This is a genomic window from Blautia sp. HA9023, from assembly GCF_056504095.1.
Genome location: NZ_JBWLUR010000010.1, coordinates 455,268 through 478,154 on the forward strand (window position 1 = coordinate 455,268; position 22,887 = coordinate 478,154).

Below are 22,887 nucleotides of genomic sequence, written 5' to 3' on the forward strand. Positions count from 1 at the left end.
AGCAGTCATCTGCTTTTCTTTCTGCGTTAAAACTCACCCAGGAACTTCACTTCCGGTTCCAGGGTAACTCCATATTTCTTATATACAATGTCCCTCACATTATCCATCAGTGTACGGACATCTCTCGCAGTGGCGTCACCTGCATTGATCACAAAACCACAATGTTTTTCGGAAACCTGGGCACCACCTACCTGATATCCCGCAAGGCCGCTGTCCATGATCAGCTTGCCTGCAAAATATCCTTCCGGTCTCTTAAAGGTACTTCCTGCACTTGGATACTCCAGCGGCTGTTTGGTAGTACGACGGATAGTCAGATCCTTCATGGTCTCCCGGATCACTTCCGGATTTCCCTCTTTCAGACGGATCTTTGCTTCCAGAACAATATAGCCTGCTGTTTTGATGATACTGGTCCGATATCCCAATTCAAGTTCTTCTGTGGGAAGTGTAAAAATATCACCCTCGGCATTCATGACAGTTACCTCTGTAAGAACATCTTTCATTTCACCACCATAAGCCCCTGCATTCATCACAACCGCGCCGCCTATCGTTCCCGGAATCCCTCCCGCAAACTCGAAGCCTGTAAGTGAAGCATTTTTGGCGGCAGCTGCCACAGCCGAAAGCAATGCACCTGCCTGTGCCGTGATCTCATTTCCCTCAACTGTAACCGACGACATATTTCTGTAGATCTGGATCACAGCTCCACGATACCCACCGTCTCCTACAAGAAGATTGCTTCCATTTCCAAGGATAAAATACGGAATCTCTTTCTCTTTACAGATTTTTATAACACGGCCCACATCTTCGCCTTTATCCGGCATCAGAAAATAATCAGCCGGACCTCCGATCTTAAAAGTCGTATGCTGGCTCATTGCTTCTTCTGTAAAAACACGATCCTCTCCAAGAAGATCGCAAAACATTTTTCTGATCTCTGAATTCACTGTTTCTGTTCCTCAGTCTTTCTGTTTTATTTCTATCTATTCTTATTGTCAGCTGCGTAAACCACTTCCTGCCGCCAGTATATCCCTTACAACTTCTCCGGCAAGCAGATATCCCGCAGTTCCCATCACAAAAGAAATATTTCCCTCCACAGATTTCTTCACCACGGTTCTGCTTCTCCGGAAAAGTTTCTCTCTTGTGGGACGTTCTCTGGAATACAGTACCTTAAGCTTCCGTATTCCTCTCTTACGCAGTTCTGTTTTTATCATTTTAGTTACCGGACATACGGTAGTTCTGCCTATATCTGCAATTTCCAGTCTGGATGGATCCAGTTTATTGCCTATATCCATACATGATATCAAAGGTACATGTGCTTCCGCTGCTCTTCTGATCAGGAGCAGCTTGGATGATATTGTACCCAGTGCATCCACGATGTAATCAAAAGAACATAAGTCAAACATTCCCGCAGTCTCCTCATTATAAAAGGTTTCGTAAGTATGCACCAGAATATTCTCGTCAATATCACGGATTCTCTTCTTGGCTGCTTCTACCTTGCTCATTCCCAAAGTGGAATGAAGTGCCAGAACCTGACTTCCGATATTGGGCAGTGTGATCTTTTCATGGTCGATCAGTGTCAGACTTCCCACACCGCAGCGTGCGAGTGCCTCTGCTGCCTGCGCTCCGGCTCCGCCAAGGCCGAATACTGCAATCTTCGCCATGCTGAGTTTTTTTACACCTGTATTTCCAACGAGCAATTCCATTCGTGAAAAAGCATCCTGCATATCAGTCCTCCTGACACTGTTTTTTCTTCCGGTTAAGAAAGACAGCGCCTGTACGCCGCTGTCTATAGCCTTTTTTATTATACTATCTAAGTCAGAAAATGTACAGATATTCTTGTTTTTTAAGATTTTCGCATAAAAATTTTATATTCACTCATACTACTTCCATAGAAATACACAAAGGAGGTTCCGTCCATGTTTCAACAGGTGCTTTTGTGCTTCACCGGTTTCTGTGCCGGTATCATCGTAGCCGGAGGAGTTTCCGGACTGCTGATCGGACTTTCCATTGTTCCCCGTTATGCAGGCATCACCCACACAGCCAATCACATTTTTTTATATGAAGATATGTCACTTCTGGGAACCGTTGCCGGAACCATCGTTACCCTCTTTCCGGTCAGGATCCCACTGGGACCTTTTTTCCTGGCTGTCTGCGGAGTATTCTTCGGAATTTTCCTGGGTGGCTGGATCCTGGCACTGGCAGAAATTGCAAAAGTCTTTCCCGTTTTCGCCAGACGCCTGAAACTCACCCAGGGACTTTCTCTTGTGATCATATCCATTGCTGCCGGAAAAACTTTTGGCTCTCTTTTTTATTATGCCATGGGCTGGATGTAAACTTTACAGCCCTCCATCATCTTACGAAAGGATTTTTCATATGCGTAATATTGACGAAAAAAAATACGAACAGTATGTCAAACAGCTTACCCCAACCCACAGTCTTCCTCTGAATATGGCAAAAGCATTTCTCACGGGCGGACTGATCTGTCTTCTTGGCCAGGTCATTATCAACACAGCCCTGGCTCTCGGTGCGGACACTTCCGACGCCAGAACCTGGTGTTCTGTACTTCTCATCCTTTTAAGCGTCATTCTCACAGGGTTTGGGATCTACCCGAAGATCGGCAAATTCGGTGGTGCCGGGAGCCTTGTTCCCATTACCGGTTTTGCCAATTCGGTAGCAGCATCCGCCATTGAGTTCCGTGCAGAAGGACAGGTCTTCGGCATTGGATGCAAGATCTTTACCATTGCAGGACCTGTGATTCTATACGGTATCTTAAGTGCCTGGGCTCTCGGTGTGATCTATTACATTCTGAAAATCCTGGAGGTGATATCATGAGTAGAAATCTTCATCTTGGCGCAGCCAGCATTTCCTTTTCACAGCCTCTTTATATCGAAAGCACCGCATCTATTGTCAGCCAGAAAGAAGCTGATGGTCCTCTTGGAGATTTTTTTGACCTGATCTGTAAAGATCCCATGTTTGGCTGCGGCACCTGGGAATCTGCGGAAAGTACCCTGCAGAAAGAAACTGCCACTCTGGCCATGAACAAAGCCGGACTGGACTTCGAAGATATCCACCTGATGTTTGCCGGAGATCTTCTTGCCCAGACTGCAGCTACCTGCTTTGGTTCCGCCGGGCTTGGAATTCCTTTCTACGGACTTTACGGCGCCTGCTCCACCATGGGGGAATCCTTGTCTCTCGGCTGCCTTGCTCTCACCGCCGGTTTCGGCACCCGGGTCTTATGTGCCACCTCCAGCCATTTTGCAAGTGCGGAAAAAGAATTTCGTTTTCCTCTGGGATACGGTAATCAGCGGCCCTTTTCTGCCACCTGGACGGTGACAGGAAGCGGTGCGTGCATCCTGAATACGTCCCCTCCAGGGGAAAAATCTCCTCTACGATCCGGTAACGGCTGCGCTGCCATCACGGGACTTACTGCCGGCCGTGTCATGGATTACGGTCTCAAAGATTCCATGAATATGGGCGGATGTATGGCTCCTGCTGCCTGTGATACCATTGCACGGAACTTTTCGGACTTCGAGAGAAAGCCTTCGGATTATGATGCTGTTTTTACCGGAGATCTGGGAATCATCGGACAGAAAATCCTTCTGGATCTTCTGTCCGAACAGAACATCCAGCTCTCACCCATTCATAAAGACTGCGGAATCCTGATCTATGACAATCCATCTCAGGATACTCACGCAGGAGGAAGCGGCTGTGGCTGTTCTGCCGTAGTCCTTGCCTCCTATATCCTTCCAAAAGTTGTATCCGGGGAATGGAAGCGGATTCTTTTTGTGCCCACAGGCGCCCTTCTTTCCAAGGTAAGTTTCAACGAAGGTGACAGTATTCCAGGTATCGCCCACGGAGTTGTCATTGAGCATATGGAGGTGTAAGTATGGATTATTTCAACGCATTCTGGTTCGGCGGTCTCATCTGCGCCCTGATCCAGATCCTTCTGGACAAAACAAAGCTGATGCCTGGCCGCGTGATGGTACTTCTGGTGTGCAGCGGTGCCGTATTAAGTGCCGTTGGTATCTACAAGCCGCTGGTGGATTTTGCAGGTGCCGGAGCTTCCGTTCCCCTGATTGGTTTCGGCCATGTGTTGTGGGAAGGAATGAAAAAAGCCATTGAAGAAGACGGTATCCTGGGACTTTTCACAGGAGGCTTTACTGCCTGTGCGGCCGGAGTTTCCTCTGCCCTGATCTTCTCTTATCTGGCCAGTTTTTTCTTCCGGCCGAAAATGAAAAAGTAAGGTTTCGAGAAAGGAGTTTTTTCTCATGAGCGATACTCTTTATCTTCAGCTGGATCAGAATATCGAAGTTACCAATCCCCATGTATACCTCCAGGACATTGCCGCCCTTTCCATGAGTGATCCAAAGATTCTCAACCGTCTCCGGGTCATGCCGGTAATGGTTCTGGACGAGACAAAGCCCGGACGCTATGTCATGTCTGTGTCAGATCTTCTGAAAAAGATCCAGAAGCTGGAACCATCTATTGATATTTCTCCCATGGGAGAAACGGATTTCATCATCACCTACCGCATCAGTTCCGCCACAGGAAAGCTTTTCCGGTATGTAAAAATCTTTTTTGTATGCCTGGTTTCCTTTTTCGGCGCCGCTTTTTCTATTATGACTTTTAACAATGACGTGGATCTTGGGAGCCTTTTTGACCAGTTTTACACCCTTGTCATGGGAAAAAGCTCCGACGGTTTTACCATTCTGGAGTTCTCCTACTCTGTCGGGATCGGCCTTGGTGTACTGCTCTTTTTTAATCATTTCGGACATCTGAAACTGAGCGATGATCCCACACCCATGCAGGTACAGATGCGTACCTATGAAGATGATGTAAACCAGACACTGATCGAACAGGCAGAACGGACCGAAAATCCGGAAAAAGAAGCATGAGCCTTAATCCAGGATTCAACGACCTATCCGTACAGATCAGCCGCTTGTCGCACAAAAAGCTCCTTACAGATTTCTCTGCAAAGAGCTTTTTTATATAATATGGGTTTACTTTTTTTCTGAAATGATATTTACAGAAGTCCTCCGATGGATAAGAACAGAGGAGCAAATACCAGTGATACAATAGTCATAAGCTTGATCAGGATGTTAATGGAAGGCCCTGATGTATCTTTGAACGGATCGCCGACTGTATCGCCGACAACGGCTGCTTTGTGCGCCTCGCTGCCTTTTCCGCCATGATGACCTGTCTCGATGTATTTTTTTGCATTATCCCATGCACCACCTGCGTTGGACATGAAGATCGCCATCAGTACACCTGTTACAAGAGCACCGGAAAGAAGTCCTCCAAGAGCCTCAACGCCAAGAACAACACCTACGATAACCGGAACAACGACCGCCATGATTCCAGGAAGCATCATCTCGTGAAGAGCTGCTGTTGTGGAGATCGCAACGCATGATTTGTAATCCGGTTTCTCAGTCCCCTTCATGATACCCGGTTTCTCACGGAACTGGCGTCTTACTTCCTCGATCATCTTGTAAGCAGCCTTGGAAACGGATTCCATTGTGAAGGCCGAGAAGAGGAATGTAAGCATACCACCGATAAAGATACCGATCGTAACACGAGGAGCAAGGATATTGATTGCATCCAGATTTACTGCATTCGCATAAGATACAAACAGAGCAAGCGCTGTAAGAGCTGCGGAACCGATTGCGAAGCCTTTACCCATAGCTGCTGTTGTGTTACCTACAGAATCAAGCTTATCTGTGATCTCACGAACTGACTCATCCAGACCTGACATCTCTGCAATACCACCGGCATTGTCAGCGATGGGTCCATACGCGTCAACGGCAACTGTGATTCCTGTTGTGGAAAGCATACCAACTGCTGCAAGAGCGATTCCGTATAATCCATCCACACCGTATGCTACAAAAATACCAACACAGATCAGAAGGATCGGGAATGCTGTAGATTTCATACCTACTGCGATACCACTGATGATAGTTGTAGCTGCACCTGTCTCAGACTGCTCGCCGATTCCCTGAACCGGTTTATAATCTGCAGATGTGTAATACTCTGTAATGTTTCCGATGATGACACCGACAACAAGACCTGCGATCACAGCAATGGCTGCCTTCATGTCTCCGAAGAGAGTCTTGCTGAGGATCAGGGACACGATGATAACAAGTGCTGCAGATACATAGCTTCCTCTTGTGAGGGCTTTCTGCGGATTGGAATTATCATCACCTTTTACAAAGAATGTTGCAATGATGGATGCGATCAGTCCACAGCCTGCAATAGCCAGCGGATAGAGAACACCGGAAACTGCTCCGGCTACCGCACCAAGTGTAAGGGCAGATACCAGAGATCCTACATAGGACTCAAAAAGGTCTGCACCCATACCGGCAACATCACCTACGTTATCACCTACGTTATCCGCGATAACAGCCGGATTACGAGGGTCATCCTCCGGGATTCCTGCCTCAACCTTACCTACAAGGTCAGCTCCTACGTCAGCTGCCTTTGTATAGATTCCACCACCAACACGTGCAAACAGTGCGATGGAAGAAGCACCAAGGCTGAATCCAGAAAGTACGTCAACGTTCTTTGTGATGATATACACAACGCTGACACCCAGTGCACCAAGACCTGCAACACACATACCCATAACAGCACCGCCGGAGAATGCAATGGAAAGAGCCTTGTTCATTCCTCCCTCTTTTGCTGCATTTGCTGTTCTTACATTAGCCTTTGTTGCAACGGTCATACCGCAGTATCCTGCGATTGTTGAAAACAGAGCACCTACTACGAAGCAGATTGCTGTTACCCAGCTTCCAACTCCGATTCCGATCAGTACAAAAAGTACGGCTACAAAAATAACCAGGATCTTGTACTCTGCTGTTAAGAAGGCGCGGGCACCTTCTGCGATCGCACCTGCGATCTCCTTCATTCTGTCTGTTCCTGCATCCTGCTTGCTGACCTTCGCTGCAAGGTATGCTGCGAACAGAAGTGCCAGTACTGCTGCCACCGGCACCAAATACATGTAGTTTTCCACTCTTTTTACCTCCGTTCATGTATTGTTAATACTTTATCACATTATTTTGCATATTTCAAATAGAATTTTCACTTAGTTTTTTGTTAATATTGTGATATAATAAAAATTTATATAAATGGGATAAAAATTTTTTATATTATTGCTCGCATTTTTTCAGTTTCAGACAGCTTATATAATAGGAAGTTTTTTTATATCTCTATTTGGACAAAATTTCCATTTTTCTTTCCAGAAGATTTTTTTCCAATAATTGTTTTTCTGCATTTTCGAACCCAATTCGTTCTATAGTCTCGGCAAAACGTTCTCCCTTTAATCCCTGGTCCTTAAAAAGCAGGATTGCCTTCTCAATAACATCAAGTGCCTCTTCCTCCGACGTAAAGATCCGGTTCAGGGCCTTTCCATGAGAAATTTTCTTTCCCCAGCGTCCACCGATATAGATCTTGAATCCGTAAATACCGTCCGGAATGGAGTGGAACGGACATTTTCCCACACATCTTCCGCAGTGTCTGCAAAGCTCCTCATCGATGTGCAGCTTCCCGTCAACGACCTTCACCACTTTATTCGGACATGCAGCTTCAATGGCACATTTTTTGCAGCCCTTGCATGCCTCGCTGTCAAAGTGCGGGATCCTCTGTCCGATGATCCCCACATCATTCAGATTTGGTTTCACACAGTTATTCGGGCATCCGCCTACTGCGATCTTAAATTTATGCGGCAGTGCAACCTGACGGTAGCCTTTATAGAATCTCCGGAAAATCTCTTCTGAAATTGCATAGGAATCCAGAAGTCCATACTGACAGGTGGTTCCCTTGCAGGATACTACCGGTCGGACCTTTGCTCCTGTTCCTCCTGTCTCCAGACCTTCCTTCGCAATAAATTCCTGAAACTCTTCGATCTTTTCATAGGGGATTCCCTGGATCTCCACGGAGAGCCTGGTCGTGTAGGTAAGATTTCCGTTGCCGAATTTCTCTGCTGCTTCCGCCATACATCTGTGCTGTGCCGCTGTCACCTTTCCGTTTACAGTGATCACCCGTGCAGAAAATTCATCGGTTCCCCGGTTATTTAAAAAACCCTGCCCCTTCAGTCTTTTCTCTTCCTCTTTGCTTACAGTTAATGCTGACATATTTCCTCCTCCTGGTCTCACCGGTATTCCGATACTTTCCCATGGTATCGTTGCCCTGTATTTTGCAATGTTGAAATCGTTTTCACGTACTTCCTACTATACCACTTGAAGATGTATTTGAGAAATGATATTATTTTATAAAAATGATAGGTTTTACCTATATACCAATTTACAATAAAAGGAGATTCCATATGACCATCCGCCATCTCACTGTTTTTGCGGCCGTTGCGGAACAGGGCTCCATGAGTGCTGCTGCCAAACATCTTTATCTTTCCCAGCCAACAGTCAGTCAGGCCGTCCGTGAGCTGGAAGCTCATTATAACGGCCTTCTCTTTGAACGTCTTGGAAAAAAGCTTTATCTCACAGAACGGGGAAAGCTTCTTCTTCCCCATGCCCGTGAAATGATCCGCCAGTTTCAGCAGCTGGAAGAGCTGATGCAGAACCAGGGACAGTCTTCCACCCTGAAGCTTGGCTCCACCCTCACTGTGGGAACCTGCCTGACCCCATCCATTATCCTGGATCTGCAGAAAAAAATCCCGGACCTTGACGTTTACTCCTTTGTCACCAACACGCAAAATATCGAACAGAAGCTTCTCCGTTCTGAGCTGGACGCTGCTGTGGTAGAAGGTGAGATTCATTCCCCGGACCTTGTCGTTCTTCCCATCATCGACGACTGTCTGGTCCTTGCCGCCGGAAAAAAGCATCCGTTTTACCGCAGAGGACGCATCCATGTCCAGGAGCTGAACAACCAGAAATTTGCAGTCCGGGAATATGGAAGCGGTACCAGACAGCTTTTTGAGGATTACACCCTTCGCCATGATCTGAAGATCCGAACTGCCTGGGAAGCCAACAGTCCGCGGGCACTGCTGAACGCAGTGCTGTATAACCAGATGCTCTCTGTTATGTCCATCCGTCTTATGCATCATGAGATCCGTCACCGTTCAGTCCGGGTCTTCTGCAACGAAGCAGGGGAATGGAACCGGAAATTCAAGCTGGTCTATCACAAGAATAAGTTTCTTACCCCTGCTATCTTTGAGCTGGAAAAGATCCTTCACACCTATCAGCAGCTGGAACTACCCTCTGTCATGGGTGTTCTGGAGCAGGAATAAGCAGGGGACTCACCTGATTTCGTTAAAAAACGGCCGCACATATCGTTCTTACGATATGTACAGCCGTTTTTCGTTTTTTATCTCACCCGAAAGGGTCGGATCTTTTTCTGAACCGGATATTTAGTTTGATTCGTTGAACACTTTTCTATCCAGTGCATTGTTCTGGTGTGCAACGATGGTTGTGCAGACTGCATCACCGGTAATGTTAACTGCTGTTCTGGTCATATCCAGGATACGGTCAATACCCATGATCAGACCAATGGCCTCAACCGGAAGACCTACAGAGTTAAATACCATAGTCAGGGTAACAAGACCAACACTTGGTACACCGGCAGTTCCTACGGAAGCAAGGGTTGCAGTTCCGATAACTGTCACATAATCCATCGGACTTAAGTGGATACCAAAAGCCTGTGCCGCAAATACTACGGCAACACCCTGCATGATAGAGGTACCGTCCATGTTGATAGTAGCTCCAAGAGGAATGGTAAATGAAGAGATCTTCTTGGAAACACCCACTTTCTTGGACAGGGTATCAATGGACATCGGGATCGTGGCATTGGATGTAGCTGTTGAGAATGCAAATGCCATAACCGGGAAAAATTTCTTGATGAATTTTATCGGATTCAGTCCTGTGAAGATCTTCAGCAGGATCTGGTATACGCCGAAGCACTGGATCGCCAGCGCAAGGAGAACACCGATCATATATTTTGCCAGCGGGATAAATGCGCTGAAACCGATGTTTGCAAAGGTTCTGCTGATGAGGCAGAATACACCGATCGGTGCCAGTGCCATGATCATCATGGTCATCTCCATCATGATATCATTGAACTGGCTGAAAAAGTTCGCTACTGTCTCTGCGCGCTCTCCCATTTTCGCAAGGATCACACCCACGATCAGGGCAAATACGATAACCTGAAGCATGGTTCCGCTTGCCAGGGAATTGATCGGATTGTCCGGGATGATATTCAGGATAGTATCTGTAAGAGAGGTAGCCTCCATAGTCTCCACAGAGGAAGCAGAGGACTGGATAGAGCTCATATCGAGTCCCACACCCGGATTGATCAGATTACCTACAGTCAGAGCAACAGAAACAGCCAGAGCTGTAGTCGCCAGATAAAATACCAGTGTTCTCACACCTACGGTTCCAAGCTTCTTGGTATCACCGATGGACATACTTCCGCAGACAAGTGAACAGAATACCAGCGGTACAACCAGCATTTTCATCAGACGGATAAATCCCTGTCCGATCACATAAAGGATTCCCTCCACGATCACATCTTTCTTGAAGCTGCTGTCAGGAACCAGGTAACAGAGAATGATTCCCAGTATCGCACCTGCGATCAGCGCCACAAAGATCTTCGTGGTAAGACCCATTTTCTTTTTCTGCTGTGTTTTCTCTTTTATATTTTTTTCTTTCATCCTAATCCTCCGTTCTTTCATCCATATATTCTTTCAGTGATGCTTTCCAGTCCGGCATATCATACACTTCAATGATACGGAGGATAAAATTATCAAGGACGGCATAAGGCGGTCTGACAGAAGAAAGATCTGACTGCTCTGTCGGCACGGATCTCAGTTCGATCTCCTTTCCTGCAAGGCGAAGGATCTCTGTTGCAAACTCATAACGGTTGCATACACCGCTGCAGGTTACGTGATAAGTTCCATATTCGTTGGTATCGATAAGATACAGGATCATTCTTGCCAGATCCTTGGCACTGGTCGGTGATCCGAACTGATCCGAAGCAACGGAAAGCGCCTGGCCTTTTTCTGCGGTCTCCAGCACACGGTTTACAAAATTGTTTCCGCCTTTTCCGTATACCCAGTTGCTTCGGATAATGAAATGTTTGTGTGTGAACTCTTTTACATAGTTCTCTCCGGCTCTCTTGGAACGGCCGTAAACAGTCAGCGGATTGGTATCGTCAAACTCTGTATACGGTTTTTTGCTCTTTCCGTCGAAAACATCATCTGTGGAAAGCTGGACGATCTTTGCCCCGCATTTTCTTGCCACGATGCTTAAGTTTCTTGCTCCCAGTGCGTTGACACGGTATGCATGTTCCGGATTCTTCTCACACTCATCGGTATCTGTGATACCGGTGCAGTTGATGATCACATCCGGACGGTTAATGGAACCGAAGTTGATCACTTCATCTGTGTCTGTGATATCCAGCTCATCAAGATCTGTGTTCAGAGTCTCGATCTGCATTGGATCCAGAACATCATTCAGTGCCCGTCCGATCTGTCCGTTGGCACCTGCGATCCATACTTTTAACATCTTTCTACCTCCCTGGTATAATGTGTGTGATACATAAATAAAGAGACATCGATTTAGATCAAAACCAATGCCCCTTTAACCTATATACTGAAATATATTTTATCAATATCACAAAAAGCTGTCAAGAAAAAAGCCCCTGTTTCCATAAGGTTCCTGCTGCTTTTGCTTCTGTCTGGCCTGCTTCAGAGCCAGGGTCTGTCCACACAGGCCAGGGTTATCAAATAGTCAGGATCGTACCTTGCATTTCCACGCCCCTTATGCTATACTCAGTTTCGCTGCAAAAGCCCGCAAAAACCAAGGTCGTACAGGGCTTACAAGGCGGTCACCGCCTATAAATGTGCCGAGTGTTCGTGACCTTCCACTCGTAAAACAAAACTAAAGGAGAATAAAAAACATGAAAAACAAAGGTACTCATTTTCTGGTACAGGGAGCTGCCATTGCAGCTGTATATGTTGTCCTGACACTGGTATTCGCGCCACTTAGCTTCGGTGAAGTTCAGATCCGGTTTTCCGAGGCGCTGACTGTGCTTCCGTTCTTCACACCGGCTGCCATCCCGGGACTTTTTGTGGGATGTATCATCGCCAATCTTCTGGGCGGTGCGATTCCGGTTGACATCATTTTCGGAAGCATTGCCACACTCATTGGTGCATTCTTCACCTACAAGCTTCGCAATACAGGTAAATGGACAGCCCCGATTCCACCGATCATTTCCAACATTGTGATCGTTCCTCTTGTGCTTCGTTACGGATATGGCATTAACCTTCCTATCCCGTTTATGATGCTCACAGTAGGAGCCGGCGAATTTATCTCAGCCGGTGTGATCGGTATGATCCTTCTTGGAGCACTTTCCAAATACAAAAATGTACTTTTTCATAAAAAAGCAGCAGTCTGATCGAACCTGCTGCCCACAAAAGGGAGCCATGAGAAAACAGCAGCATTTCTCATGGCTCCCTTTTATTTTTTCTCTGCGGATTCCTGCAGACTGCGCAGGATCCTCTTTTCCATTCTGGATACCTGTACCTGGGATACGCCAAGCTCATGGGCAATCTCCATCTGGGTCATGTTCTGAAAATACCGCATATAGATCAGCCTCCGCTCCTTTGCCTCCAGAGTCCCCAGTATCTCTTCCAAAAAAATCCTGTCCAGTGCTTTTTCCTGCCGGTTTTCTTTTTCCGGGAGCTTGTCCATCAGAGAAATCTCCGTTCCCTCACCCTGATAGATCGTTTTGTGAAGAGATTCCACCTCTGCACCGGATTCCATGGTCATTACCAGTTCTTCTATGGAAATTCCCATTTCCGCTGCCATTTCTCCCGTCGTAGGTTCCCGCTCCAGCCGTCGTGTCAGTGCTTCTCTCACCTGATAGATCCGGTAGTGATTTTCCTTCAGAGAACGGCTTACCTTCAGTATCCCGTCGTCCCTGAGATAACGTTTGATCTCTCCGATGATCATGGGGATAATGTATTATAGTGGAAATTTTGAAATTTCCTTTATCCAATAGGGTAATTATCTTGAATAAGATATATGAAATTTTACACGCAAGAAGATATATCCCCTTGCGATGTATTAACTATAGAAATGTAATTTACTGTAGTGTCAAAAGATCATTATACTCAATTTCAACATAATCATTCGATATTTTGATCTTTTTGATATATTCACGTACAGTCTTCTGTCTTTCATTAAAAGACATGAACTCCCAGCTGTCAGCAACACTTTTGAATGCTTTAGCTCTTGCTGTCATATCTTTAGCTCTGGTGTTCTTTAATGTGTACTGTTCTATCTGTGTATTCAGATTTTCCAGTTCTTTATTGATCTCACCAATCGTCTCCAACAGGACACTATTATTGGTATCGGATGCATATAAATTATACAGGGATTTCAGCTTACCTTCAAGAACTGATTTTCTCTGGTTCATAGCTTCAAATCCTTTTTGATTTTGCTGTTCTGATTTTTCCTCGATTACCTCATACTCCTTTGATAATTTCAGCATATCACTAACAACAACTTCTTCAACTTCAGCTGCATCCAATTTTCCATTCTGGCAATTTGGATTCTTAACCAGGTGCGGTTTACTATGGTCTAATGAGTAACAGTAAATCATCACTCTTCCACCGCTCCATTTTTGATAACGCATCTTTGCCCCACATAATCCACAATATATTAACCCAGTAAGTAAATACTGTGATTTATGAGAAGTTGCTCTCGTTCTTGTTTTTCGCAATTCCTGAACTTCATCAAACAGTTTTTTATCAACTATCGGCTCGTGAAGACCATCAACGATTTCCTTATTATATTTGAGCTTTCCAATGTATGTCACTCTGGATAACATATCGGACACTTGTTTGTCTCCTTTTAAATCGAACATCTTTGCCAGTGCATACGTGGAATAGCCTTCCTTATATAATTCAAAAATCTTTCTGACTGTTTCTGCATCTTTATTTGGCACAAGAACGTCATCACCGTTATTATAGTCATAACCAAATGGTGGTTTCGTCCCTCTCCATTTTCCGGTTTTGATTCTCTCTGTAATTCCCATCTGTGTACGTTCACGAATATTTTCACGTTCATACTGAGCAAATACAGATAAGATACCTACCATTGCTTTTCCATATGGTGTTGTTGTATCAAAGTTCTCATTTAAAGAAATAAATCCAACATCATTTGCTTCAAACACATCTTCCAAAAGATAAATCGTATCTTTCTGACTTCTGGACAAACGATCAAGTTTAACAACTACAACTGATTCCACTTTGCCCTCTTGAATTTCTTTAATAAGACGTTTCATCTCCGGTCGATTCAGATTGCTTCCTGAATAGCCACCGTCAATATACAGATCATAATTATCAATCTCCTGATAATTACAATACCTTTCAAGCTTCTCTGTCTGAGCACCTACTGAATATCCTTCTTCAAACTGAAAATTTGTAGAAACTCTGATATACAATCCTGTTTTTTTATTATTTGAGGTATTCTTTCCAATTCTTATGTTTCTCACCTCGCTCTTTCCTCCTCTCACGTATACTATACCATCCTTCCAGAAAAATTTCAACTTATTTTATTTGTCTAAGTATGTTATATGAAATTTCTTCTTTCAGCTGCATCGACTTTAATATTATCAACTGCTCCCATCTCTTTATTCATCTGATATAAGATCTGACGAACTACCGGGGAATCCAATTTGAATCTTTCTAAATCTTTATCTTCGATCACATTACCATTTGCATCATATCTTCTTACAATTTTTAATGCCATCGCAATCCCTCCCTTTATAAATCATATTCAATCGTCTCTAAAAAATCACCAGAACCGCTCGTCCTGTATTGTCATTCTTTTGTGTTATCTACACTTTATGACGTCGTTTTCTGTTGAATTGTCGAAAGCAGGAATATCATTTCTCACTTTCGTTCATTCCCATTTGAATCTGTACTGCTTTCAGTACCCGATCCAGGCTCCACTTGTTTACTCTTCCGCATTTCTCAATAATGCATTTTGTAGAAATGCTCATAACCTGTTCAGCCAATGCCAGGCTTCCTTTTCGGATTCCTGTCATATCGTATTTACTGATAAATACATGTGTTGGTAAATACCGCTTCTTATATATTCTTGATGTCAGCGGAACTACTGTAATGACTGAACTGTATGTATTGGCTTTGTTGTTACTTACTACGATCACCGGTCTTACTCCACCCTGAACCGAAGTTGTCGGGAACATACCGAGATCCGCCCATAAGATATCTCCTCTTCGAATCGTCACTTGTCATCTCTCCAATCTTTTTAATTTGTAAAGCATTCATAGCGCTATATTGGCTCCACAGGAATACGGCAGAGTTCCTTTCCAAGATGGAAAACTCTGCCGCATAACCTCTATAGCCAATTTGATTATTAAACAGTGCTCGCTCGATTCTATTTATCCTCGATACCCCGAATCGTTACTCCTGCATCTGCAGGAAGGGAATAATAACCTGTCCGGATGCTACACTCCGGACCACAACCCAAAAACTCTCGTTTCCAGGCTCTGGCAGTTCATAGGTTTACCAGTTACAGACTTCTCAGGGTCTGCAAGTGTATCGCATCTCACACATGTCATCGCATCACCAGCCTGCCGACTGGCTTTGGTCAGTGCTTTTTCGCAGTATTATTAGCTCAAAAAAGTTTCTTACGTCTTATAATCCTATAGCGGCATCTTCCTCGTGCTCACTGTATGAAATGTCACGTCAGTTATTATTGGATATTCAGTTTTCATGGTGCATTTTAGGGAGTCCTTAAAGCTCCTCTAATTACTAAAGTCAAATGACTTCGGCAGATGCAAAAAAATTTCCGAAATTTTTTAAAAAATTTTTTTCATATACATTTCACGCATTTTATTAAGGATCGTTTTCAGCTTGTAAGCTAATACCTGTCTGGAAATCCCCATAATCTCTGCCATCTGTGTCTGTGTCTTGTTTTCAAAGAAAATGCCGTAAATAATCATGCGTTCCTCGGTATTCAGCTGATCGATCACTTTATGAATATCCTGCTGTTCCATTTTCGTCAGTACACTGTGCTCCACGTCACAATTCAGATCCGGGTAATCTTCAATCATGAATCCTTCCCCATCAATGGACTGTCCACTGTAAGGTACCTCCCGCAGCATCTTATCCACGACTTCCCCCAGTTCGTTCTTAATCTCAACTTTTTTTGCCTTGCTACTTCTGTAAAAATTGTTCATCGCATACGCAACTTCTCTTGTAATCTCGATCATTTCTCCATCAATATTTGCGTAGTACTTTCCGTCATAAAAATATGGGTGTTCAATATACATATCCGTTCCTCCTGAATTTGAAATCTTGTTGCTCGTTTCAAATCCAGAAGGCGGACCTCTGTTTAGGATCATGCCTGCTCCGCCTTTATCCTGCCGGGACATACCCGCAGTTATTGGCTGAAAAATTCAGGCACAAAAAAAGCCCCAGTAGTTTTTTCTTAACTACTGAGGCTTTCGTCTCTTTCTTATATTCAGTTATCTATGCCCTCTTTCATCAGCATAATCATTGTATCAGGATAAAGTTCACAAAGTATCCGCAATACGTTCCCATAAGTTCATGCCATTATTAGAATCGTACATATTTCAGTGTAAAAAGTTCACCGTGTTATTCTTCTACTTCTTTTCCATCTATATATATTTGAAATTTATCAGGATTATTGACAACATCATAGTCCTTTCCATATTCTACAGGTCTGTATTCGGCTGTCATTACCGATTCCCCGTCTTCAATATCCTCTTTCCATAAATAGATGTTCATATCAAGGCTCGTCGCATATCCCCTGTCTGTAGAGAATTTTGTCGAATGAAAAGAATCATCCTTGTACATCTGCAAAAGTTCTCTTGCAAACGCTTCCCTATCCTCAATATTTTCCCGATTAGCGACCACAGTTAAATTTTCATCCCGATTTATGGAAAATGTTCCTACTACATCCGGTTCACCTCTCTTATGACCGGATTCAGTTTTCCCATAAATACTTCCTGCAGCAATTATCAAGATCACTGCTCCTGTTATCACTGCAATTATCTTTTTCTTCATATTTTCATTAATTTCCTTTTAATTGTTTTACTGCGTAATTGATTACTTCTTCCGGTGTGGGTCTGTCTCCTTTAAGTGTCATTTTCTTCCATTTTTCCTGCACAGCTGGATCAGGATTATCAAAGCCTGCATCTATGGCTATCTGCATTTCTCTTCGTACTTCTTCTGGTGTTGTGTTGTACTTTTCTGCAATCTTCTCATAAATAGTTTTCTCTCTCATTCATTTTCCTCCAATATAAAAAGAATTACATCTTGTTCTATGGAACTAATTTAGCATATTTCTATCGTCATGAAAAGACACTTTTCAACTTAAAGCTGGATAAAGGGGCAAAAAAAAGAAGAGCTACTTGCTCTTCTCAGTTTTGTCATATTATTCTTCCAATAATGTATGGATTACTTTGATAATTTTTTTCTGCTCTTTGATCGGAAGTTTTTCTATTTTCTCTGCCAGCTCATTGGTAACACCTGTAACTGAATGTGCCACAACATCAATCAAAAGAGTATCTGCAGAAACATCTAATGCATTTGCAATTGCAACAAAGGTATCCAATTTTGTAACTTTCAAGCCTCTCTCTATTACACTCACATGCGTCGGACTTAAATGTACTAATGCAGCCAGTTCCTCTTGCGTGAGATTTTTTGCTTCTCGTGCTGATTTGATTCGCTGTCCTACTGCTTTCAAATCCATCGTAACACCTCCTCCAGAACGAATAATCGTTCTGAATTTAGTATACTTGTGAATATCTTAAATATACAGAATCGCAAAACCAAGTTCTAATTCTATAGAACTATATTTCAAGATTTTCTTTGCATATTCGTAAAAAAGCGTTATGATAGAATCAGTTAAATCAAAGGAGGTATCAAATCATGAAATCGCATAAATACTGGTCCCTCGGAGCACTTTTCTGTATGTTGGGATGCATTTATTCTGGAATCAGAAAATCTATGACTGCACATAAATATTTTGCCTATTCTTCATTGCTTTGTATGGGCATGTCCATTTATTCCGGTCACAAACTGGTTTCTCCAAAGAAGAAAAAAATCACTGAATCAAATAATAGTGAGAATAGTTAAACAAAATTTTATATCTAATTTGCGATTATCCGCATAAACACTATACTTTCAAGCACTTTGAAGTATAGAAAATTATTTAATTTACCACGAATTTACCACAATTGAATGAGCCTTGATATGACAATAAAATAGCACTAAAAAGACACCCTTTACACCTGAGTGGTGTCTTTTGTTAAAAAGCAGTCAATCCTAAGACTAACTGCTTTGTGTGTATGGATATAAAGTTGTCAAACTGGGATTGTATGTTGGAAATTATTCTACATCAATCACATCATCTTCACCTATTTCTATGAAAGTGGTGCTACTATCTGTTGAAACGTTTTTAGATACTGACATATTAAATATTATCAAGAGGATATTCAATAGCACAATTACTAGGAATATAACCCCAGCAATTTTCCAAATTTTTTTGCTACGCCTATTCTTAATTGCCATCTGTTCACTGATTTTTGCAAGTTGTTCTGCGATGACATCATTATCATCTTCATCAGGTATTGTTCCTCCAAGCAATACAAATTAACATTATAGTTGCATTACTCTTATATTGATGTAAAACTTAATATTCTATTGTTCCCAATATCACATAGAACCGAATTTACTACCACTATCTCATTTAAAAATGAAAATATCTTCTATCGGTGCATTGAGAACCCGTGAAATATCAATCGCCAGTTTTAGAGATGGATTGTATTGTGCTTTTTCCAACCTCATAATTGTTTCTCTACGAACCCCGACTTTTTCTGCCAGTTGTTCTTGTGTTAAACCTTGTGCTACACGATATACCTTTAAGTTGCACATGAAATCTTCTACCATGACTTATTCTCCTTTTTCGTAGCGGTATAATAAATAGTTGCTAAGAAAAATGACTAAAGCATAGATAAGTGAAACAGAAATGAGCATAAAAATTGCACACCATTCCACATTACGAGAAAACATTCCTATTGCCATAAGCCAAATGACTATAAAGAGAAGTTTAAATCCTACTTTATAGGCGTTTATTTCTGCTTTTCTTTTATTTTCTAAAAAAAGTTCATCTTCTAAAGTGTGAGAAAGTTTTCCTTCAAAGAAAAAGCCGAAAAAGCCAAAAAATATAAAGAATACAAAAGGATATATTTTCCCATATTCAAAATAAGTCCAAAAACCGCTAAAACCTAGAAATCCAAATATTCCACACAGTCCCCAATATGAAGATACTGTTCTTGAATAGTTTTTGTCTTTAAAATTTTTAGAAAAGGCGTTTTTAAAGAAGATAACTGTTACATATAAGACATAAATAGCTATCAAAGCACCGACTATCAACATTGGTATATCCTTTATGGAAAATACATAATTAGACATATCCATGTTTTTAACCCAGCGTGCGTCGTTAAATAATAAAGAGTAAATTATCCCTGCAATCAGTAATATTACACACCCTACTCCCATAAAGATAACTTGTTTCATTTGTTTTTTTGTCATAATCATCCCTCTTTTCAATGTGATGTTTTTGTATCTTTATAAGACAAATATATCACTTAATATAAATGGTGTCAACAAGAAAATGATACAAATACATCTCATATCGTTTTTATATAATTTAAACAAAAAACTGACCTTTATTCATCAAAAACGAAGTTGCTGGAGAGTATTTTTTTCTCCAGCAACACTTTCTTCATCTTTAAGCCATTGAAACACAATACTGTCCAATCAGCTTCGTCCAACTATTATATTTATTCTTTTCACACACCTTTCGGCAAATTTCATTTTCCATCAGTACACAGAACATCTTATCATAATCAAATGCCCAGACAGCACCATTCACATGGTTTTCCACTGCTTTCTGATCTATGTGCTTTAAGCGTGTGACCATTTTTTCAATTTCTCCATTTCCCAAGTTACCGATATTTTTACAGATAAACCGAAAGAAATTCAACGTTGCATATTCGTCATGCCAATGGAATTCTTCTGGATTGTTTTTAATTTTACTGGCTCGCTGCTGTTCTTTGATTATCTGATCAGCTACACCCTTCATCGAATCTTCGTATCTCATATTATTCACCTACTCTTCCTCAACGCCCAGTGATGGTTTAAATCTTTTATCTTTTGCCTGCGGTACCACTATCTCATAAAAATAAAATCCTAAATATCCAAGTGCCTGCTTCTTCATTTTATAAAAAGAAGTCCTGCCTACGCCTAACTCCTGCTGTACTTCCACATCTGTCTTATTATAATGACTGCAAAAGCAGGAATGAAGAATCTCACTGAGCATCACACCATTCGGTGCATAGAACTTTACCAGTGTCATTCCACGATAGATCATATCTGACAAGCCGTAAATAATCATCAGGTTATTCATTTCCCGGTGCATCTTTGGCACATTCAGCTGATTGTTATAAATGCTCAGATAACTCAACGCATATGCCATATCTTCATTGATTTTCTCCTGGCACTCCATATCCAATTCTTCTAACACAATCTGATTTTCCAAAATCAATTTCTGATAGCTTGTCATCAGTTCCTTGATATCTGTATAATGTCTCTCCATCGTTACTTCCAGATAATCCTGTGCATGGCTTGCCATCTGGAAGGTAATCTCTTTCATTGATTTAATTGCATAATCTCTGTCTGTCATCAGTTTCAAAATCTCCTTATCATCATCACACTAACTGGCGGTCTTTCAGACCAGTTCGCTTTCCCCATGATTTTGATGGGAAGCAATTACTTACTACAACTTGCAGAAGCGGATATCCAAAAGGCATTGTGGGAGCTGCCTTTGCTGACCGGAATCCATCTTCTTATGTAAAACCTACAGGAATATAAAGGGAAAGTGACTATCCCTGCCGGTTAATAATCCAAATAATATCGTCTATACCAATCTCTCCTTATGCTGTTTTTCTCTCCATAAACCATTTATCCACTTCATAAAACAAATGGCTTTCCTGTCCCTGTATCATACAGGTATACACCATTCCTACACCGCCTGCCTTTCTGCTGGCACATCGCTCAATTTTCAAAATTCTGTCAATGTTATATTTTCTTCCATCTTCCCAGGTGAAAAATATAGGAACCAGTTTTCCGTCTTTCCGAAACTCTGCCACTACATCTACATACACTTTATTCATACCGACACCTCACTATAAGATCTCTATTGCTCTTGGCGATGCCGGAATCCTTCGGATATATCCGTTTTGTTCCAACTGCTTAATTCTGGAAAAAGCAGATGACGTTGATCTTACTCCAATCAGTTTTCCAAATTCCCGAACTGTCGGCGGATATCCATGCTCCTTCGTATAATTCAAAATGCACTGATAGCTTTCTTCCTGTTTTCTGGTTAATGTCTGTTTCAAATCTATCCCTCCCATTATCCATGAAAATAACTGTGTGGATGAACTGTATGTGTACCAGCGTCCAAGTGGGATAAGACTTTATCCTGATACATAACTGCTCTCTGTATACTGAAATAACCAAACCGTCGTCTGATCTCATCTACAGTGCGATCCATCTTTTCCAATTTTTCCTGTTTCTCTTGATTACCAAAAAGTTCCAACTGGACGGGAATATCATCCAACACAAGATCTACTGCTCGAATACCAAGGCTTCTGATTGGATGCTCCCATTTATAATAATCCTTAAACAATTGAAATGCTGCTGTAACAATCTCATCTGTTATATTTGTTGGATGATGTAATTGTTTCTGCCTCGAAAAACGAAACAAGCCATTGTCTCGGACCGTAATTTCTATCGTTTTGCATTTAAAACCATGTTTTCTTAATCTTGCTGCAACGCTTTCTGCCAGTGCCATCTGAATGATCCAGACATCCAGATCATCTTCTAAATCTCTTGGAGTTGTGGTACTATTACCAATTGACTTCACCGGAGCTGTATACCCATCTTTGCAAACTGGATCATCGTCCCAGCCATTTGCAAATGACCATAACACAATTCCCATCTTTCCAAAATGGCTTTCTAACATTGCTTCATCACTTTCTGCAAGTTCCCCAATGGTTCGAATCCCCAGCTTCTGAAGTTTCTTCCGAGTCTGTCTTCCAACATAAAGCAGATCCGATGCAGGAAGCTGCCAAATCATACTTTTATAATTCTCCCGGTTAAACTCTGTAATCGCATCTGGCTTTTTGTAATCTGAACCAAGTTTCGCATAAATCTTATTCCAGGAAATTCCAATACTTACCGTTACACCCAGTTCGTATTTAATCCGATGGCTGATTTCTCTTGCAATCGTTATTCCGCTTCCTTTCAGATTTCTACTGGCTGATACATCCAGCCAGGCTTCATCAATCCCATATGGCTCGATCTTGTCCGTATACTCCGAATAGATTTCTCTTGCCATCTGTGAAAATCTCAAATACAAGTCCATCCGTGGTGGCACAAAAATGATTTCCGGACAAATCTGTTTTGCCTGCCATAATGCCATTCCGGTCTTTACACCTTTTCGCTTTGCAATATAATTTGCTGTCAGCACAATTCCATGTCTGGCTTCCGGATCACCGCCAACTGCAAGAGGCATTCCGGCAAATTCCGGGTGATGCAGCATTTCCACACTTGCATAAAATGAATTCATGTCGCTATGAAGAATTGTCCTGTCTCCCATTAACTCCACCACCTTCTCTCTGTTTGGTTTATTGTCTTATCAATTTCTGTATGCTTAGTATATATCTCCGTATTGGAGATAGTCAAGCGACATCTTGGTCGTATTATCTCCTTTTCGGAGATTTTTCTTGATTTTTGATTTTATTCGGGTTATAATGCATATAGAA

Annotated in this window: 30 protein-coding genes; 8 read left to right on the forward strand and 22 right to left on the reverse strand. The window is 42.4% G+C overall.

The genetic code is table 11. The features are described from left to right. Positions 1-26: 26 nt before the first annotated feature. Together murB and AC04Q6_RS17660 are read right to left on the reverse strand one after the other, a co-directional pair. Positions 27-917, reverse strand: a complete 891-nt coding sequence (murB, locus tag AC04Q6_RS17655) for a UDP-N-acetylmuramate dehydrogenase (protein WP_119248252.1) — start codon at positions 915-917, stop codon at positions 27-29. A gap of 69 nt (positions 918-986) precedes the next feature. After that, complete coding sequence (locus AC04Q6_RS17660) at positions 987-1,718, reverse strand: tRNA threonylcarbamoyladenosine dehydratase (RefSeq protein ID WP_021977058.1); 732 nt, start codon at positions 1,716-1,718, stop codon at positions 987-989. A 192-nt stretch (positions 1,719-1,910) separates the two neighbouring features. On the opposite strand from AC04Q6_RS17660, the gene AC04Q6_RS17665 reads away from it, so the two are divergent. From AC04Q6_RS17665 to AC04Q6_RS17685, 5 genes are read left to right on the forward strand one after another with little or no spacing between them, the layout of a single operon-like run. Then, on the forward strand, positions 1,911-2,327 hold the full coding sequence (locus AC04Q6_RS17665; RefSeq protein WP_021977057.1) for a stage V sporulation protein AB: 417 nt from the start codon (positions 1,911-1,913) through the stop codon (positions 2,325-2,327). Between the two features lie 40 nt (positions 2,328-2,367). After that, the gene (locus AC04Q6_RS17670; RefSeq protein WP_021977056.1) at positions 2,368-2,826 is read left to right on the forward strand and encodes a SpoVA/SpoVAEb family sporulation membrane protein; all 459 of its coding nucleotides are present in this window, start codon (positions 2,368-2,370) and stop codon (positions 2,824-2,826) included. Next, positions 2,823-3,878 (forward strand): stage V sporulation protein AD, encoded by a 1,056-nt coding sequence (locus tag AC04Q6_RS17675; RefSeq protein WP_119248250.1) that lies wholly within the window; start codon positions 2,823-2,825, stop codon positions 3,876-3,878. Before AC04Q6_RS17670 ends, AC04Q6_RS17675 begins: the two co-directional genes overlap by 4 nt. 2 nt (positions 3,879-3,880) lie before the next feature. Further along, on the forward strand, positions 3,881-4,237 hold the full coding sequence (locus AC04Q6_RS17680) for a SpoVA/SpoVAEb family sporulation membrane protein (protein ID WP_021977054.1): 357 nt from the start codon (positions 3,881-3,883) through the stop codon (positions 4,235-4,237). A gap of 25 nt (positions 4,238-4,262) precedes the next feature. Continuing rightward, positions 4,263-4,889 (forward strand): stage V sporulation protein AA, encoded by a 627-nt coding sequence (locus AC04Q6_RS17685; protein WP_119248251.1) that lies wholly within the window; start codon positions 4,263-4,265, stop codon positions 4,887-4,889. A 128-nt stretch (positions 4,890-5,017) separates the two neighbouring features. Here AC04Q6_RS17685 and AC04Q6_RS17690 read toward each other — a convergent pair whose 3' ends face one another. Together AC04Q6_RS17690 and AC04Q6_RS17695 are read right to left on the reverse strand one after the other, a co-directional pair. After that, on the reverse strand, positions 5,018-7,000 hold the full coding sequence (locus AC04Q6_RS17690; protein ID WP_044961021.1) for a sodium-translocating pyrophosphatase: 1,983 nt from the start codon (positions 6,998-7,000) through the stop codon (positions 5,018-5,020). Positions 7,001-7,196: 196 nt separating this feature from the next. Then, a complete protein-coding gene (locus AC04Q6_RS17695; RefSeq protein ID WP_119248324.1) occupies positions 7,197-8,120 on the reverse strand; it encodes a 4Fe-4S binding protein in 924 nt (307 codons plus the stop codon). A gap of 191 nt (positions 8,121-8,311) precedes the next feature. On the opposite strand from AC04Q6_RS17695, the gene AC04Q6_RS17700 reads away from it, so the two are divergent. After that, complete coding sequence (locus AC04Q6_RS17700) at positions 8,312-9,229, forward strand: LysR family transcriptional regulator (protein WP_015526901.1); 918 nt, start codon at positions 8,312-8,314, stop codon at positions 9,227-9,229. A gap of 120 nt (positions 9,230-9,349) precedes the next feature. Here AC04Q6_RS17700 and AC04Q6_RS17705 read toward each other — a convergent pair whose 3' ends face one another. After that, the gene (locus AC04Q6_RS17705; RefSeq protein ID WP_021977049.1) at positions 9,350-10,648 is read right to left on the reverse strand and encodes a dicarboxylate/amino acid:cation symporter; all 1,299 of its coding nucleotides are present in this window, start codon (positions 10,646-10,648) and stop codon (positions 9,350-9,352) included. A gap of 1 nt (position 10,649) precedes the next feature. Beyond that, positions 10,650-11,540 carry a dTDP-4-dehydrorhamnose reductase gene (gene rfbD, locus AC04Q6_RS17710; RefSeq protein WP_418721362.1) on the reverse strand — a complete coding sequence of 297 codons (891 nt, stop codon included), beginning with the start codon at positions 11,538-11,540 and terminating at the stop codon, positions 10,650-10,652. Between the two features lie 355 nt (positions 11,541-11,895). On the opposite strand from rfbD, the gene AC04Q6_RS17715 reads away from it, so the two are divergent. After that, entirely contained in the window at positions 11,896-12,393 is a 498-nt protein-coding gene (locus tag AC04Q6_RS17715; RefSeq protein ID WP_021977048.1) for a QueT transporter family protein, read from the forward strand. A gap of 62 nt (positions 12,394-12,455) precedes the next feature. Here the strand turns inward: AC04Q6_RS17715 and AC04Q6_RS17720 are convergent, their stop codons facing one another. From AC04Q6_RS17720 to AC04Q6_RS17755, 8 genes are all read right to left on the reverse strand, one after another. After that, positions 12,456-12,950 carry a sigma-70 family RNA polymerase sigma factor gene (locus AC04Q6_RS17720; protein ID WP_476389796.1) on the reverse strand — a complete coding sequence of 165 codons (495 nt, stop codon included), beginning with the start codon at positions 12,948-12,950 and terminating at the stop codon, positions 12,456-12,458. 133 nt (positions 12,951-13,083) lie between these two features. Further along, positions 13,084-14,496 (reverse strand): recombinase family protein, encoded by a 1,413-nt coding sequence (locus tag AC04Q6_RS17725; RefSeq protein WP_119233042.1) that lies wholly within the window; start codon positions 14,494-14,496, stop codon positions 13,084-13,086. Between the two features lie 77 nt (positions 14,497-14,573). Next, entirely contained in the window at positions 14,574-14,753 is a 180-nt protein-coding gene (locus tag AC04Q6_RS17730; protein ID WP_008688169.1) for a hypothetical protein, read from the reverse strand. 136 nt (positions 14,754-14,889) lie between these two features. After that, positions 14,890-15,255, reverse strand: a complete 366-nt coding sequence (locus tag AC04Q6_RS17735) for a type II toxin-antitoxin system PemK/MazF family toxin (protein WP_119233043.1) — start codon at positions 15,253-15,255, stop codon at positions 14,890-14,892. A 573-nt stretch (positions 15,256-15,828) separates the two neighbouring features. Further along, positions 15,829-16,302 (reverse strand): sigma factor-like helix-turn-helix DNA-binding protein, encoded by a 474-nt coding sequence (locus AC04Q6_RS17740; protein ID WP_476389402.1) that lies wholly within the window; start codon positions 16,300-16,302, stop codon positions 15,829-15,831. A gap of 325 nt (positions 16,303-16,627) precedes the next feature. Continuing rightward, positions 16,628-17,059, reverse strand: coding sequence for a hypothetical protein (locus tag AC04Q6_RS17745; RefSeq protein WP_054335625.1), 432 nt, complete (start codon positions 17,057-17,059; stop codon positions 16,628-16,630). 7 nt (positions 17,060-17,066) lie between these two features. Continuing rightward, on the reverse strand, positions 17,067-17,279 hold the full coding sequence (locus tag AC04Q6_RS17750) for a sporulation initiation factor Spo0A C-terminal domain-containing protein (RefSeq protein WP_054335624.1): 213 nt from the start codon (positions 17,277-17,279) through the stop codon (positions 17,067-17,069). 150 nt (positions 17,280-17,429) lie between these two features. Next, a complete protein-coding gene (locus tag AC04Q6_RS17755; RefSeq protein ID WP_054335623.1) occupies positions 17,430-17,747 on the reverse strand; it encodes a helix-turn-helix domain-containing protein in 318 nt (105 codons plus the stop codon). A 179-nt stretch (positions 17,748-17,926) separates the two neighbouring features. Here AC04Q6_RS17755 and AC04Q6_RS17760 point away from each other — a divergent pair, with 179 nt between their 5' ends. Continuing rightward, positions 17,927-18,133 carry a DUF6219 family protein gene (locus tag AC04Q6_RS17760; RefSeq protein WP_054752894.1) on the forward strand — a complete coding sequence of 69 codons (207 nt, stop codon included), beginning with the start codon at positions 17,927-17,929 and terminating at the stop codon, positions 18,131-18,133. A gap of 252 nt (positions 18,134-18,385) precedes the next feature. Here the strand turns inward: AC04Q6_RS17760 and AC04Q6_RS17765 are convergent, their stop codons facing one another. From AC04Q6_RS17765 to dinB, 8 genes are all read right to left on the reverse strand, one after another. Then, positions 18,386-18,643 carry a hypothetical protein gene (locus AC04Q6_RS17765; protein WP_055157184.1) on the reverse strand — a complete coding sequence of 86 codons (258 nt, stop codon included), beginning with the start codon at positions 18,641-18,643 and terminating at the stop codon, positions 18,386-18,388. A gap of 99 nt (positions 18,644-18,742) precedes the next feature. Then, the gene (locus tag AC04Q6_RS17770; protein ID WP_015527881.1) at positions 18,743-18,946 is read right to left on the reverse strand and encodes a helix-turn-helix transcriptional regulator; all 204 of its coding nucleotides are present in this window, start codon (positions 18,944-18,946) and stop codon (positions 18,743-18,745) included. A gap of 3 nt (positions 18,947-18,949) precedes the next feature. Further along, on the reverse strand, positions 18,950-19,591 hold the full coding sequence (locus AC04Q6_RS17775; protein WP_015527882.1) for a DUF2178 domain-containing protein: 642 nt from the start codon (positions 19,589-19,591) through the stop codon (positions 18,950-18,952). 199 nt (positions 19,592-19,790) lie between these two features. Next, positions 19,791-20,162, reverse strand: a complete 372-nt coding sequence (locus AC04Q6_RS17780; protein ID WP_054335661.1) for a hypothetical protein — start codon at positions 20,160-20,162, stop codon at positions 19,791-19,793. Between the two features lie 9 nt (positions 20,163-20,171). After that, positions 20,172-20,744 carry an ArpU family phage packaging/lysis transcriptional regulator gene (locus tag AC04Q6_RS17785; protein ID WP_054335622.1) on the reverse strand — a complete coding sequence of 191 codons (573 nt, stop codon included), beginning with the start codon at positions 20,742-20,744 and terminating at the stop codon, positions 20,172-20,174. A gap of 250 nt (positions 20,745-20,994) precedes the next feature. Then, positions 20,995-21,234 (reverse strand): hypothetical protein, encoded by a 240-nt coding sequence (locus AC04Q6_RS17790; protein WP_476389797.1) that lies wholly within the window; start codon positions 21,232-21,234, stop codon positions 20,995-20,997. Positions 21,235-21,246: 12 nt separating this feature from the next. Next, entirely contained in the window at positions 21,247-21,459 is a 213-nt protein-coding gene (locus AC04Q6_RS17795) for a LexA family protein (protein WP_117457280.1), read from the reverse strand. A 14-nt stretch (positions 21,460-21,473) separates the two neighbouring features. Then, a complete protein-coding gene (gene dinB, locus AC04Q6_RS17800) occupies positions 21,474-22,721 on the reverse strand; it encodes a DNA polymerase IV (protein ID WP_138344134.1) in 1,248 nt (415 codons plus the stop codon). Between the last annotated feature and the right edge of the window lie 166 nt (positions 22,722-22,887).